The organism is Nocardia sp. NPDC057440 (genome assembly GCF_042802915.1).
Lineage (GTDB): Bacteria > Actinomycetota > Actinomycetes > Mycobacteriales > Mycobacteriaceae > Nocardia.
The window spans coordinates 133,988-148,616 of the sequence record NZ_JBHVDF010000007.1 but is presented as its reverse complement, the minus strand read 5'-3'; the positions used below and the strand labels follow the sequence as shown (position 1 = coordinate 148,616).

Genomic DNA, 14,629 nt, shown 5'->3' with positions numbered 1-14,629 from the left:
GGCGCACCCACTGGCACTGTCACCGGTTGCGCGGCACGTTCGGCAAGCCTGCGCCGAACCAGCTCGGCGCACGCTGCCGCGAGCGCCGCGGCAGCGGCTATCTGGGCGATCACTCGGCCGCCGCGGTCGCGGTGACGGGGTGTGCGATACGCGGAATGACCGACTCGCCATAGGCTTCCAGCGTCGCGGTCTTCGCGTCGTGCTGGAGGTAGACCGCGAACTGATCGACGCCGAGCTTCTCGAGTTCGCGCAAACGGGCGACCTGATCGTCGGGTGTGCCGATCAGGCAGAAGCGATCCACGATGGCGTCCGGGACGAAATCGGCATGGGTGTTGCCCGCCATGCCGTGCTGGTTGTAGTCGTAGCCCTGCCTGCCCGCGATGTACTCGGTCAGTGCGGCCGGAATATCTCCGCCGGTCCCGTATCTCGTGACGATGTCGGCGACATGGTTGCCGACCATGCCGCCGAACCAGCGGCATTGCTCGCGCGCATGGACGGTCGCGCCCTCGGAGCCGTCGGTGACATAAGCGGGTGCGGCCACACAGATTTTGACCGCGCCGGGATCACGGCCCGCCCGCTCGGCCGCCGCTCGCACCCGCGCGATGGTCCACGCGGTGATGTCCGGATCGGCCAATTGCAGGATGAAGCCGTCGGCGACCTCGCCGGTCAGGTCGAGGGCGCGCGGACCATAGCCGGCGACCCAGACCTCGAGCTGTGAGGCGCCTGCCCAGGGAAAGCGCACCATGGTGTCGCCGATGCGGGCGCTGCGACCGTTGCCGAGTTCCCTGATCACCGCGATCGATTCCCGCAGTGTGGCCAGGGTGGCCGGCTTGCCGCCCAGCGTCCGCACCGCCGAATCACCGCGTCCGATTCCACACACGGTGCGGTTGCCGAACATGTCGTTGAGCGTCGCGAATGTGGAAGCGGTGACCGTCCAATCCCTGGTGGCCGGATTCGTCACCATCGGACCGACGACTACTTTGCGTGTGGCGGCGAGGATCTGGCTGTAGATGACATACGGCTCCTGCCACAGCAGATGCGAGTCGAAAGTCCACACGTGTGAGAAGCCGTGCGTCTCGGCCTGTCTGGCCAGCTCGACCACCCGCGAGGCAGGGGGTGTGCATTGCAGCACCACGCCGATGTCCATGCGGCACTCTCCGTTTCGAATCAGGTGCGTCGTGTTCCGGACGCGCGTCAGATCAGGTTTTGCGACAGCTCGCGGACGATGAACCGGCCGTGCCCTTTGCTGCCGCGGTATTCGCCGCGGTCGATGACCACCCGGCCGCGCGAGAGCACCGTGTCGACGTGGCCATCGATGTCGAAGCCCTCCCAGGCCGAGTGGTCCATGTTCATGTGATGGGTCTTGCCGAAGCCGATGCTGGTGTGCCCGTTCGGGTCGTAGATCACGATGTCGGCGTCGGCGCCCGGACTGATGACGCCCTTGCGCGGATACATGCCGAACATCCGGGCCGGGGTGGTGCAGCAGACCTCCACCCAGCGTTCCAGCGAGATCAGGCCGTTCTTCACGCCCTGGAACATCAGGTCCATCCGGTGTTCCACGCCGCCGATCCCATTGGGGATCTTGCTGAAATCTCCGACGCCGAGCTCTTTCTGGTCCTTCATGCAGAACGGACAGTGGTCGGTGCTGACGGAGCTGACGTCGCCGGTGCGGATATACCGCCACAGCTCGTCCTGATGCCCCTCGGCCCGCGACCGCAGCGGCGTCGAACACACCCACTTCGCGCCTTCGAAACCCGGTGCGCCCAGATGCTCTTCGAGTGAGAGGTATAGATACTGCGGACACGTTTCGCCGAAGACGTTCTGCCCGTTGCCCCGTGCGGTGGCGATCTGTTCCATCGCCTGCTTGGCCGAGACGTGCACGACATACAGCGGCGCACCGGTCAACTGTGCGAGCATGATGGCCCGGTGGGTAGCCTCCTCCTCCATCTGCCACGGCCGTGAAACACCGTGGAAGTACGGCGAGGTCTGGCCGCGGGCGAGCGCCTGTTCGACGAGCACGTCGATGGCGATTCCGTTCTCCGCGTGCATCATCAGCAGCGCGCCGAGATCACCCGCCGCCTGCATGGCCCGCAGGATCTGGCCGTCGGTGGAGTAGAAGACGCCGGGGTAGGCCATGAACAGTTTGAAGCTGGTGACGCCCTCGGCCACCAATTCACTCATCCCCTTGAGGGATTCGTCGTTGACCTCGCCGATGATCTGGTGGAATCCGTAGTCGACGGCGCACTGCCCCGCGGCCTTCTCATGCCAGGCGCCGAGGGTGTCCTGCACTCGCTCCCCGGGCTTCTGCACCGCGAAGTCGACGATCGTGGTGGTGCCGCCCCAGGCCGCGGCCCTGGTGCCGGTCTCGAAGGTATCGGACGCCTCGGTGCCGCCGAAGGGCAGTTGCATATGGGTGTGTCCATCGACGCCGCCGGGGATCACGTACTTGCCGGTGGCGTCGATCACGACGTCCGCGGATCGCGTGAGGTCGGCGCCCAGCGCGGTCGCACCGGGCTGCAGCACGGCGATGATGGTTTCGCCGTCCACGAGCACGTCGAGCAATTGCGATCCGGTCGACGAGACGACCGTGCCGCCGTGGATGAAGGTCTTTGTCATATGAGTCTCACCGGCCTCAGGGTGTTACCAATGGTCCGTAGGCGTCGGGGCGACGATCGCGGTAGAAGGCCCACCGGTCGCGCACCGTCTTGATCAGGTCCATGTCGAGATCGCGGATGACCAGTTCGGGGGCCGTGTCGGAGGCGACGTCACCGACGAACTTGCCCTCGGGATCGACGAAGTAGCTGGTTCCGTAGAAATCGTCGTCGCCGTATTCGGCCTCGATGCCCACCCGGTTGATCGCGCCGATGTAGTACTCGTTGGCGACCGCGGACGCGGGCTGCTCCAATTTCCACAGATAACCCGAAAGGCCGCGCGAGGTGGCCGACGGGTTGAATACGATCTCCGCGCCCGCCAAGCCGAGCGCCCGCCAGCCCTCCGGGAAATGCCGGTCGTAACAGATATAGACACCGACCTTGCCGACCGCGGTGTCGAACACCGGCCAGCCCAGGTTTCCCGGCCGAAAGTAGAATTTTTCCCAGAACCCGTTGACGTGCGGGATGTGGTGCTTGCGGTATTTGCCGAGATAGCTGCCGTCGGCGTCGATCACCGCCGCGGTGTTGTAGAGCAGCCCGGGCTGCTCCTGCTCGTACACCGGCAGCACCATGACCAGGCCCAATTCTTTTGCCAGGGCGGCGAATCGTTCCGTGGTCGGACCCGGCACCGATTCCGCGTAGTCATAGAACTTCGCGTCCTGTAACTGGCAGAAGTACGGGCCGTAGAACAACTCCTGGAAGCAGATCACCGTCGCGCCCTGCGCGGCGGCCTGACGTGCATAGTCCTCGTGCACTTTGATCATGGACTCTTTGTCGCCCGTCCAGTTCGTCTGGACGAGCGCCGCTCGAACGATTCCCATGCTTTGTTATACTTCACTCCGATCCAATTCGGTTGTGTTACAAGATTGCGGAAACAGTTTCGTGGCCGTAAACCTTGGTACCGACGATGGTTACGGTCCGGTGCCCGAAGCAGAATGAGCGTGTGACAATCGAGCCCGCGACGACCTCCGGCGCACCGAACAACGGCGAGGTGCCCGCTCCGGCCGTGGTGTCACCAGCCGAGTTCACCGCGGATCTCGACGATCGCACCCCGGCGGGCATCGCCGCCGCCGTCAGCCGCCGGATCCGTTCCGGCGCACTCCAACCCGGCTCTCGTCTGCCCACCGTCCGCGAGGTCGCCAGGGAGCTACGGGTATCGCCGTCCACGGTGAACCAGGCCTGGCGAGCGCTGGCCGCGACCGGGGCGATCATCGCCCGCGGACGGGCAGGCACCTTCGTCGGCCAACCCGAAACCGGACGGCCCACCACCCCGACCGGCCGCTACCAGCGCCTGCACCCACCGACGGACAGCGCGTTCCGTGTCGATCTGTCCCGTGGCACCCCCGATCCGGATCTGCTCCCCGATCTCGCCGCGGCGCTGCGCGACATCACCCGCCATGGTGACGGCGACCTGGCCGCCGACTATATGGGCGAGGCGGTGTTGCCCGACCTCGCCGCGAAGGTGCGCACCGACTGGCCCTTCCGCGCCGAACGTCTCGCCGTCCTCGACGGCGCACTCGACGCCGTCGACCGGCTGCTCACCGCACACATCCGACTCGGCGACGCGGTCGCCGTCGAAGACCCCTGCTTCCCGCCGTTTCTGGACCTCTTGGCCCGCATCGGCGCCCGCCCGATACCGGTTCGAATGGACGAATCCGGTTTATTACCCGGCGATCTGGCTCGCGCTGTCGGTCCGCACGCCGCCACCGCTCTGATTCTGCAACCCCGCGCTCAGAACCCCACCGGCGTTTCGCTCACCGGGAGCCGGGTCCGTGAACTGTCCGACATCCTGCAGAACACCGCCACCCTGGTGATCGAAGACGACCATTCGGCCGGGATCGCCGCGGCCCCGTTGCGCTCTCTCGGCAGCAGGCTGCCGCGCCGCACCGTGCACATCCGCTCCTTCTCGAAATCCCACGGCGCCGACCTGCGTCTCGCGGTGGCCGGCGGACCCGCCGGACTCCTCGACCCCGTCGTCGAACGCCGCATGCTCGGCCCCGGCTGGACCAGCCGCCTGCTGCAACGCGTCCTGCTCAGCATGCTCGACAACGAAGACGCCGTCCACACCGTCACCGCGGCCCGCGCCGAGTATCGAAGACGCTCGGGCGAACTCCGCCGCGCGCTGTCCAGCAGAGGCATCACCGTGGCCCGCAACGACGGCATCAACCTCTGGCTCCCGGTCGCCGACGAGAACGCGGCCATGATCTCGCTCGCCGCCGCAGGCATCAAAGTCGCCCCCGGGGGCCCCTTCGAAGTCGGCGACCACCCCGTCCGCGACCACCTGCGCATCACCGTCGCGGCCGTTACCGACAGCGATCTCGACTGGCTGACAACGGAATTGGCCGCCGCCACCACCGCCGCCGCCACCTATCGGCGGGTCCGCCGGGCCTGAAAGCATAGCGACGAGCCGTCCGTACTCACGGCCGATCGACGCGGCAAAGCACCAACCTGCCACGCGCTTCGGGGTGAGATGGAATGATCGCCCGGAGCATCGTCCGGTGCGCAACCCGACAGAAGGAGATCCCGACCGGTGAGCAGTGAACTGCAGGCCCGAGAACTCGACCACGATCGGCGCAACCGGCAGCAGCATCGCCGCATCGGCGTCCCTATGCGCGCGGTGCGCCTGCTCGGCGTCCTGGCGGCCGGTGCGGCGGTGGCGATTCTCGCCGCAGGCGGCGTCTCGGCCGACACCGGGATCCGACTCGAAAAAGCAACGGGCTCGGGCTGTTCCGAACCGGCCGCGGGCCAGCCCAACGGCAAGCAGTGGCAGGCCGAGCCCGGCATGATCATCGATACCAGCGCCGGATACACGGCCACGCTGGAAACCACCTGCGGCACGGTGACCATCGCACTGGAGGCCGCTCGGGCGCCGCGCACAGTCAACTCCTTCGCGTTCCTGTCCGGCGAACAGTACTTCGACCACACCAAATGCCACCGGCTGACCACCCAGGGCATTTATGTGCTCCAGTGCGGTGATCCGACCGCCTCCGGCATGGGCGGCCCCGGCTACAAGTTCCCCGACGAGAACCTCGCGGGCGCGACCTACCCCGCGGGCACGGTCGCGATGGCGAATGCCGGACCCGGCACCAACGGCAGCCAGTTCTTCCTGGTCTACCAGGACACCAGGTTGCCCGCGAACTACACCCCGTTCGGCCGGATCATCGGCGGCATGGACGTGCTGGGCGCTATTGCCGCGGCGGGTGTCCAGGACGGTTCGGGCGACGGTGCCCCCGCCACCGACGCGATTCTCGATTCGGTGACCACCGTGCGCAACTGAGTCCGACGGCTCACGAACGCCGACGGCCCACCAGACCTCGCGGTCTGGTGGGCCGTTCTCGCTTGCCGGTGGTGCGCTGCACGCGCGTTCGGACGCAGCAGGTCGATGAGCGCGGACGCTGCGGGCTCCGCTGCCGATGGATGTCGCGTCAGTCCAAGCGGAGCATGTCCGGCCACGCCTGCGACCAGGCACGACGTGGCTGCTCACAACGCCAGATCGTGACATCGCGGGTGACGCCCGGGTATCCCAGGCGGGCATCCACGCGGCCGATCGGTGCCACGGTCTCGAAGATCGAGTGCAGGTCCACTTCGTCGCCGCCGACCCACAGCACCGTCGTCGCGGAGTCCGGTGGTGTGCCGAAATACCCGAAGCCGCGGTTGGGGCTGTAGATCGCGGGCAGCCCATAGCGCTCCCGATCCACGTCCAGCGCACTCGCCTGCCAGTAGGAGTCGACGATGACGACCGCCTTCTCGCGCGCCGGCTCCGGCAATCCGCGATAGGCGTCGGCGGTTTCCGTGCGCAGCTCTGGCCAGCCGAACTTGCCGTATACCGAGATCTGCAGCCCGGCCTCGGCCTGACTGTTCACCGGATCGATCGTCGACTCGGATTTCAAGGGCAACGAAAACACCACTACCGCAACCGAAATCGCCACGAGTGGAACTGCGACAAAAGGCCGCCAGCGTGCGGTGCTCTGCGTCCACCGCACCGCGCCGGCCGCCATGACGGCCGCATAACAGCCTACGGCGTAGTAGGGACGGCCGTTGGTGATCATGAAAGCGACCGCGAGCAGGATCGGCAGCAGACCGAGGAAACGATACGGGCGCAACGATTCCCAGCGAAACAACGCCCAGACGCCCGCGAAGAGCAGCACCGCGCCGAACACCCCTGCCGCCGCGACAGCGAGCGGCACCCATGTGTAGCGACCGCCGATCACGCTCTGTTCCGCGGCGACCACCGCGCCGAGGCGCAGTTGCGGCCAGTCGTGACCGGCCTGCCAGATCAAGCTCGGCACGGTGGCCACGACCACGATCGCCCCACCCAGCCACAGCGCCGGGCGTCGCAGCAGTTCTCGCGGACCGTAGAGCGACACGCCGATTGCCACCGCAACCCAGAAGAACGGGATCAGCCATTTCACCTGCATGTCGATCGCCGTCGCCACTGCCGCCCACACCAGCAGGCCGTCCTGGCGGGTGCGCACCCACCGGATCAGCAGCCAGCTGATCAGCACCCACAGTGCGGTGTCGATGGTGTTGGTGGCCAGCTGACTGCCCTGCACGAGCAGGAACGGCGAGGTCGCGTACGCGGTCGCGGTCAACAGCTGTGCGGCGCGGGAGCCGCCGAATTCCCGTGCTATCTGCGCACTGAGGAAGATCGCCGCGACGGTGACCAGCACGGCCGGAATCCGCAGCGCTATCAACGATCCCGGTGCGATCAGATCCATCAGTCGCGCGATCGCGGGCACCAGCGGACCCTGATCGGCGTACCCGAAGGCGAGCCTGCGCCCGGCGGACACGAAATACAGTTCGTCACCGAAGTAGCCGTAGCGCCCGAGGGTCGCCAGCAACGCGATAGCCGACACCAGGGCGATCGCCGTGACACCGACGAGCGCGTACGGCTGTGGCGCTTCGGGTCTATCACCCTCCCGCACATCGGTTTCCAGCACACTAGTCATCGTCCCCCACCTTCCGCGTCGCCAAATCGAACAACCTCCTCAAATGCACCGAGTACTTGCCCATGTCGAAATCCGGCTCCCGGATCGAGCGTCCGGCCGCGCTGTCGATGGAGTCACGGATCGACTTGGCCATGATCACCACATCGAACTCGCCGAAAACCCCCGTGCCCTGGCCCTCGCGCAGCATCTCCACCAGCGGCTCTAGCACCTCTCGCTCGCCGTCCGGGTTGGCGAAGACCGACTTCCCTTCCGCATCACGAAGATTCACCACCACGTCGGTCATCGCCGCGACGTAATTCTTGTTCGCCTCGATGAACGCCAGATTCGAATCCAGGTACGCCAGCAGCCGATTGCGCGGCCCCTCGGCCGCGACGATCACCGGAACCATGTACTCCGCGCCGGACACATACAGCTGAATCACCAACTGCATCATCAGATCGTCTTTGCCCTCGAAGTGATAAGAGATCACGCCTTTCGAGATACCGGCATGCTTGGCGATTCGCGCCAGGGACGCCTTTCCGTACCCGACCTCCGAGATCACTTCCACCGCGGACGCGATGATCTGCCGCCGCCGCGCCTCCTCGATAAAGGACCGCTGCTGGCCGATTGGACTATTTTCTGGCCGCACGGCCAAATTTTAGCACGAACGATCAGCGGGGGTGCCGCCACATCGCCCACAACGTCGGGCCGCCGTCAGCCAGCGCGACCCGGTTGACGACTTCGAAACCGAAGCGCTCGTAGTAGGGAACGTTGTCCGGGTGGCTGGATTCCAGGTAAGCCGGGTGCTGGTCGGCGTCGCATTGGTCCAGGCGGTGTTGCATCAGCGCTCGCCCGTACCCGGCTCCACGGACCTGCGGGTCGCTGCCGATCGCCGCGAGGTACCAGTGCGGCTCACACGGGTGGCTACGCGCGAGGGTGTCGCCTACCGCCTTTCCCGCCAGAATTCGAGTGCCGAAGCCACTGATGAGGGTGGGCAGCATCCGCAATTCCGACAGTGTCGAATGCTCCCATCGGCCGGGCCGGTTCCACAATGCCACGCCCGCCATCGCGCCCGCAGCGTCATAGGCGATGTCGACGCCGCCCGCGGCGAGGTGGTGGTGGCGTGTCATGGCCGCGAAGAAGCGCGGCAGGCCGTATGCCCGTTTGTCCTCGCGCGACCACAACCAGGTCATGACCGGGTCGTCATGGAAGGCGCGGGCCAGCGTTCGCGACAATGGCGCGACATCGGTCCGGTGCGCGGAACGCACATCGATAGTTCTGCTCATGTCTTCCCCTTCTGACAATCTGTTCACTCGACGGCCTGACCTGCAAAGTGGTGGGTTGTGCCGCGCGCCCAGCCCGGATCACCGTCCCGGACGAAGCCGATCCAGCCGCGGCGGACCTCGGCCAGGAGGCCGGCCGGGCGCACACCGTCGAGCATCGGCGCATGTCGCCACGCCGCCGCGTGGCCGAGCAAGAACGGCAGCTCGATGCCATGGCAGGCACCGAACGGGCCGGTGCCGGGATGCCAATCGAAGCGGTACAGCCACGGTGGCTCGCCCTGGTCGGTAAGCGACTTCGCCAGCTGCATCGCCGGCTCGTGAAACATCCGGCCTGTCACCGTCGCCACGACATTCCGATCGCCTGCGAAGAACGCTGCCGCTTCGTCGCGCGTTGTGCCCATGAGGATCTCGGCTCCGTCCGCGCCGCGCCGCCCGATCGCCTGGACCGGATCGGCGGCGACCATCGTGCCGTCGGCGACGAGTTGGAACGGCGGGACCGGGTTCGTCGGGCCCGCCGTGCGGCGCGCGATCGCGCCTTGGGCGGCGAGCAACCGCGCCACCGGCACGTCGATGATCCGCTCGGCCCGGTTCGGATCGATGTCCAACTCTCGCAACAACATTTCCCCGATATCCGCTGCGGCATCCGGGGATGCCGGGAGCATACCGAGAGGCGCACTCTGCACGATCGCGCGACGGACCAGCCCGCGCGCACGGCTCCCCGATAGCAACGCCAGAATCGAGAGCGCGCCCGCGGACTGTCCTGCGACGGTGACTTTCGCGGGATCACCACCGAAGGCGGAGATGTTGTCGCGCACCCAATCCAGCGCCGCGAGCGTGTCCGACAGCCCCATATTGCCCTCGCACACTCCAAGCAGCCGCAGGTAGCCGAGCGCGCCGAGCCGATAGTTCGCGGTCACCACCACGACATCGCCCTGCGTCGCGAATTCCGCGCCGTCGTACCACGGCAGCCCACCCGAGCCGGTGAGGAACCCGCCACCGTGCACGAACATCAGGACCGGATGGCCGCTGCCCGCGGGCGCCCACACGTTCAGCGATAAGCAGTCCTCCGACTGTTGTGGTGCCGCGCCAGGCCCCATCACCCGCGCTAAGCGAGATGGCGGCTGCGGTGCGGCCGGGCCGGGTTCGACTGCCTCGCGCACCCCCCGCCACGGCATCACGGCCCGCGGCGGCCCGAATCGCGTGGCGCGCGCGAACGGTATGCCGAGGTAGGCCGCTACCTCTCCCTCGGAGATGCCGCGGACACAACCCGAGGTGGTCTCGACGATCATCGCGCCGCGAAGTACAAACCGGCGCCGTAGGCGTCACGCGCGGAGACGAAGAACCCGTCCGAGGTGGACCGAGTTTCGGTGCCTGCGCTTTCCACGATCCCGCGGGCACGATTCACGTCGTCGACCTGGATGGTCATCGCCGCGAGGTAGGACTGCGCGAGGAGAGGTTCGCCGGGCAGTACGTCCGGCACGTCCGAGGCGCGAATCAGCTCCAGCCGCACGCCTTTTCGCTCCAATACTGTGCGCGGACCCTCCGGGCTGGAATCGGTCTCCAGCACCCGGCGATACCGCTCCACGACCGCGTCGAGCTGATCGTCGGCCGCCACGATCAGAACGGTCACGATGCCGCGGGCGCCGTTCGGGTGGTCGAGATAGCGCGGCTGGTGCACATACTCCCTGGTGAGGTGCTGGGCGATGCCGATGTAGCCCTCGACGGTGGTGCGCGGATCGATGTGCAGGGAGCGGGCCCGCATGGTGCGGGTGCCCTCCGCGGTGTCGACCTCGCGTTCCAGATCGAGGACGCCCGAGGTGCGCAGCCCGGCGGCGGTCAGCGCACGGTCGACGCCCTCGGCGTTGTCGGTGTCGAAGTTCAGGATCTGGAAACCGTCGGCCATCGACTTGGTACGCCACGGGTCCGGCGCGGATTCGTCGACGATGCCGAGCAACTCTATGTACGAGCCGCCGAACAACAGGCACGCATTGGCGGTGCACCCCGGCTGCGGCGGCTCACCCGGCCGCTCACTGAGCAGGTGGCGAGAACGCGGGCTCGCGGTGAAACCGAAGGAGCGGTATGTGCGTTCCAGTCCGTCGAGGTCGCGCGTCAGAATTCCGGTGTGGTGAAAGGCGTTGATGCTGTAAGTCATAGGACGAGTCTGCGATCGCGGCGGCTGCCGGGCCCCCAGCACGGGACGCTACGCCGGTATCCGACACTCACCTACCCTGGACTGGTGGAATCGGACACGCACCACCCGCTCGACAACCTCGACCTGCAGCTGCTGCACGCACTGCAGATCGACGGACGCGCGTCGTTCAGCAGAATCGCCGAAGTACTCGGCGTCTCCGACCGCACCGTCGCCCGGCGCTATGAACGGCTGCGCGCCGCGGGAAAGCTGCGGGTGACCGGCGCGACCGACAGCGACCTCTCCGGTGCGGCCGAGTGGGTGGTGCGCATGCGTGTGCTGCCGCACGGGACCGATGACCTGGCCCGCGCACTGGCCCGGCGCCCCGACACCACCTGGGTGACCGCGATGTCGAGCGGCACGGAGATCGCCTGCGTCTTTCGTGTCCCGGACGGCGGGTCGGCCCCGCTGGCGGCGCTGGCACGAAACCCACAGGTCCGCGACGTGTCCGCGCAACAACTGCTGGCCCAACTGATGGACGGCCGTTGGCGTGGCCGCACCTCGGCGCTCACGGGCTCTCAGGTCGACGCGCTGCGGCCGCCACATACGGATGAAGCTGCCCCGGTCTCCCTGATCGATCTCGACCGCGCGCTCGTCCCGGCGCTCGCGGTGGACGGCCGCGCCACCTACCCCGACCTGGCGCGCAGGCTCGGCTGGTCGGAATCCGCGGTCCGGCGCCGTCTGGAAGAACTGCGGCGCGCCCAGGTACTGCGGCTCGAGGTCGAGGTCGAGCCCGGAGTGTTCGGCTACTCGACGCAGTGTGTGCTCTGGCTGACCGTGGCGCCGGCCAAGCTGATCGACGTCGCTCGTGCCCTGGCCGCCGACGACGAAGTGGCGTTCATCGGCGCGATGACCGGTGTGCACAACCTGATCGTGATCGCGGTCCTGCGAGATTCGGCCGCCCTCGCCACCTACCTGACCGACCGGATCAGCACACTGAACGGCGTCGAACGCATGGAGGCGACACCGGTCACCTCCTATGCCAAACGCACCGCGCCCCGGCACTGATCCCCGTACACCACAAGGCCGCGCTTCCCATGGAAAGCGCGGCCCTCGGTCTCGAACCTACAGGTACTGACCCGTATTCGACTCGGTGTCGATCGCGCGGCTGGCCGAGGCGTTCTTGCCCGTCACCAGTGTGCGAATGTAGACGATCCGCTCGCCCTTCTTACCCGAAATGCGGGCCCAGTCATCGGGATTCGTGGTGTTGGGCAGGTCCTCGTTCTCGGAGAACTCGTCCACGATCGAATCGTAGAGATGCTGGATGCGCAGACCCGGGCTGCCGGTGTCGAGCACCGCCTTGATGGCGTACTTCTTGGAGCGGTCCACGATGTTCTGGATCATGGCGCCGGAGTTGAAGTCCTTGAAGTACAGGACTTCCTTGTCACCGTTGGCGTAGGTGACCTCCAGGAAGCGGTTGTCCTCGCTCTCGGCGTACATCCGGTCGACGACCCGTTCGATCATCGCGCGGATGCACTTGGCCTTGTCGCCGTCGAACTCGGCGAGATCGTCCTGGTGCAGCGGCAGGAACTCGGTCAGGTACTTCGAGAAGATGTCCTGTGCCGATTCCGCGTCCGGCCGCTCGATCTTGATCTTCACATCGAGACGACCCGGTCGCAGGATCGCGGGGTCGATCATGTCCTCGCGGTTGGAAGCGCCGATCACGATGACATTCTCGAGGCCCTCGACACCGTCGATCTCCGACAGCAGCTGCGGCACGACCGTGGTCTCCACATCGGAGGACACGCCCGATCCGCGCGTGCGGAAGATCGAGTCCATCTCGTCGAAGAACACGATCACCGGCGTGCCTTCGGACGCCTTCTCTCGTGCCCGCTGGAAGATGATCCTGATGTGCCGCTCGGTCTCACCCACGAACTTGTTCAGCAGCTCGGGGCCCTTGATGTTGAGGAAGAACGACTTGGCTTCCTTGGCATCCTCACCACGCGACTCGGCGATCTTCTTGGCCAGCGAGTTGGCCACCGCCTTCGCGATCAGCGTCTTGCCGCAGCCGGGCGGACCGTAGAGCAGCACGCCCTTGGGCGGGCGCAGCGCGTACTCACGGAACAGCTCCTTGTGCAGGAAGGGCAGTTCCACCGCGTCGCGGATCTGCTCGATCTGGCGACCGAGGCCACCGATATCGGTGTAGTCGACATCGGGCACTTCCTCCAGCACGAGGTCTTCGACCTCGGCCTTGGGAATGCGCTCAAAAGCGAAGCCCGCCTTGGTATCCACCAATAGCGAGTCGCCAGGGCGCAGCTTGCGGATCGGCGAATCGGGGTCGTCCATATCGTCGACCTCGGCGACCTTGGCCAGCGGACCCGCCAACCACACCACGCGCTCTTCGTCGGCATGGCCGACGACCAGTGCCCGGCGGCCGTCGTCGAGGATCTCGCGCAGGGTGCCGATCTCGCCGACCTTGTCGAAGTAGTTCGCCTCGACAACCGTCAGCGCCTCGTTGAGGCGGACGGTCTGGCCGTATTCGAGGGTCGTGGTGTCGATGTTCGGTGAACACGTCAACCGCATCTTGCGACCCGAAGTGAACACGTCGACCGTCTGATCCTCGTACACACCGATCAGAACGCCGTATCCGCTCGGTGGCTGACCCAGCCGATCGACTTCCTCACGCAACGCGACGAGCTGCTGACGCGCTTCCTTGAGTGTGTCCATCAGCTTGCCGTTGCGAATGGTCAGCGAATCGATGCGGGCTTCCAATTCCCGCGCATGATCCGGCGAATCGGCAAGTTGCCTTCGGAGTGCAGCCGCTTCGGCGCGTACCGCCTCGAGCTCTCTCCAGGCCGCCGAATCCGAATTCTCGATGGGGCTCATGTGCTGCTCCTCCCAGTCCCGGTCTATCAACGCTACCGGGCGCGAACTGTTCTCGCTTTCCGACATGGTTTCGTCGTGATCACATCTAGGCTGCGGTCAGCGGCCGGACGAACCATGTTAGCCTGCCCTAACCTGCTTCCGGCGACCTCCTGCGCCGACTGAACCGAAAGGTTGCTGACGATGCTTCTTCCCGCCAGGACACTGCGCGTTTCCGTGGCTACCGCCGCAGCGGCCGTCGCCGTTACCCTCGGGCTCACCGCCTGCGGCTCCGACGACAAGTCCGACACCGCAACGGCGACAACCACCAGCGCGGCGGCCGCCGGCGCCGACCACGGTGCGCACGGCACCGCGACCGCGCCGACGGCGGACGAGCTGAAGGCCACCCTGGTGCTGGTCGCGGATCCGGCCAAGCCGACCGCCGAGAAGACCGCGATCATCGTCAACGGCGACAAGCGCACCGCCAATATCGATCAGATGAACCAGGCGCTCGCCGGCTACGGCGCGCTGACCTTCGCCGTCACAGACGTCAAGGTCGAAGGCACCACCGCGACCGCACAGGTCGTCATCACGTCCCCGCACGGAGCCGCCCCGGCCATGCCGATGACCTGGGAGCACGTCGATGGCAAGTGGAAGCTCTCCGACGCCACCGCCTGCACCATGCTCGGCTTCGCCCAGGCGCCCTGCACGTCGTAGCGGGCACGGACCCGAGGCCGCCCTCGCCCGATACGAGGGGACGAGGGCGGTCTGTTGTTC

13 protein-coding genes are annotated in these 14,629 nt (G+C 66.7%); 4 read left to right on the top strand and 9 right to left on the bottom strand.

Translation table 11 applies throughout. The annotated features are described in order from the left end of the window. Positions 1–109: 109 nt before the first annotated feature. Genes ACFU4Z_RS16690 through ACFU4Z_RS16680 form a run of 3 tightly spaced genes read right to left on the bottom strand, consistent with a single transcriptional unit; the run spans position 110 to position 3,472 of the window. Positions 110–1,147, bottom strand: a complete 1,038-nt coding sequence (locus ACFU4Z_RS16690) for a TIGR03842 family LLM class F420-dependent oxidoreductase (protein WP_379063735.1) — start codon at positions 1,145–1,147, stop codon at positions 110–112. Between the two features lie 47 nt (positions 1,148–1,194). Continuing rightward, complete coding sequence (gene hydA, locus ACFU4Z_RS16685; RefSeq protein ID WP_379063733.1) at positions 1,195–2,616, bottom strand: dihydropyrimidinase; 1,422 nt, start codon at positions 2,614–2,616, stop codon at positions 1,195–1,197. Between the two features lie 16 nt (positions 2,617–2,632). Next, entirely contained in the window at positions 2,633–3,472 is an 840-nt protein-coding gene (locus tag ACFU4Z_RS16680) for a nitrilase-related carbon-nitrogen hydrolase (RefSeq protein WP_379063731.1), read from the bottom strand. Positions 3,473–3,594: 122 nt separating this feature from the next. Between ACFU4Z_RS16680 and ACFU4Z_RS16675 the strand changes: the two genes are divergently transcribed. Both ACFU4Z_RS16675 and ACFU4Z_RS16670 read left to right on the top strand, forming a co-directional pair. Beyond that, a complete protein-coding gene (locus tag ACFU4Z_RS16675) occupies positions 3,595–5,043 on the top strand; it encodes a PLP-dependent aminotransferase family protein (RefSeq protein WP_379063729.1) in 1,449 nt (482 codons plus the stop codon). 138 nt (positions 5,044–5,181) lie between these two features. Beyond that, positions 5,182–5,928 carry a peptidylprolyl isomerase gene (locus ACFU4Z_RS16670; protein WP_379063727.1) on the top strand — a complete coding sequence of 249 codons (747 nt, stop codon included), beginning with the start codon at positions 5,182–5,184 and terminating at the stop codon, positions 5,926–5,928. A gap of 148 nt (positions 5,929–6,076) precedes the next feature. Here ACFU4Z_RS16670 and ACFU4Z_RS16665 read toward each other — a convergent pair whose 3' ends face one another. From ACFU4Z_RS16665 to ACFU4Z_RS16645, 5 genes are read right to left on the bottom strand one after another with little or no spacing between them, the layout of a single operon-like run. Continuing rightward, on the bottom strand, positions 6,077–7,600 hold the full coding sequence (locus tag ACFU4Z_RS16665; protein ID WP_379063725.1) for an ArnT family glycosyltransferase: 1,524 nt from the start codon (positions 7,598–7,600) through the stop codon (positions 6,077–6,079). Next, a complete protein-coding gene (locus ACFU4Z_RS16660; RefSeq protein WP_379063723.1) occupies positions 7,593–8,228 on the bottom strand; it encodes a TetR/AcrR family transcriptional regulator in 636 nt (211 codons plus the stop codon). Before ACFU4Z_RS16660 ends, ACFU4Z_RS16665 begins: the two co-directional genes overlap by 8 nt. 22 nt (positions 8,229–8,250) lie before the next feature. Next, positions 8,251–8,865 (bottom strand): GNAT family N-acetyltransferase, encoded by a 615-nt coding sequence (locus ACFU4Z_RS16655; protein ID WP_379063721.1) that lies wholly within the window; start codon positions 8,863–8,865, stop codon positions 8,251–8,253. A gap of 23 nt (positions 8,866–8,888) precedes the next feature. Then, a complete protein-coding gene (locus ACFU4Z_RS16650) occupies positions 8,889–10,151 on the bottom strand; it encodes a carboxylesterase family protein (protein WP_379063719.1) in 1,263 nt (420 codons plus the stop codon). Further along, positions 10,148–11,014 (bottom strand): VOC family protein, encoded by an 867-nt coding sequence (locus tag ACFU4Z_RS16645; RefSeq protein WP_379063717.1) that lies wholly within the window; start codon positions 11,012–11,014, stop codon positions 10,148–10,150. The genes ACFU4Z_RS16650 and ACFU4Z_RS16645 overlap by 4 nt, the downstream gene beginning before the upstream one ends. Before the next feature lie 84 nt (positions 11,015–11,098). Between ACFU4Z_RS16645 and ACFU4Z_RS16640 the strand changes: the two genes are divergently transcribed. Further along, positions 11,099–12,058, top strand: coding sequence for an Lrp/AsnC family transcriptional regulator (locus ACFU4Z_RS16640; protein WP_379063715.1), 960 nt, complete (start codon positions 11,099–11,101; stop codon positions 12,056–12,058). A 57-nt stretch (positions 12,059–12,115) separates the two neighbouring features. Here ACFU4Z_RS16640 and arc read toward each other — a convergent pair whose 3' ends face one another. After that, the gene (gene arc, locus ACFU4Z_RS16635) at positions 12,116–13,942 is read right to left on the bottom strand and encodes a proteasome ATPase (RefSeq protein WP_379063713.1); all 1,827 of its coding nucleotides are present in this window, start codon (positions 13,940–13,942) and stop codon (positions 12,116–12,118) included. 114 nt (positions 13,943–14,056) lie between these two features. Between arc and ACFU4Z_RS16630 the strand changes: the two genes are divergently transcribed. Continuing rightward, positions 14,057–14,569, top strand: coding sequence for a hypothetical protein (locus ACFU4Z_RS16630; RefSeq protein WP_379063711.1), 513 nt, complete (start codon positions 14,057–14,059; stop codon positions 14,567–14,569). Positions 14,570–14,629: the final 60 nt, after the last annotated feature.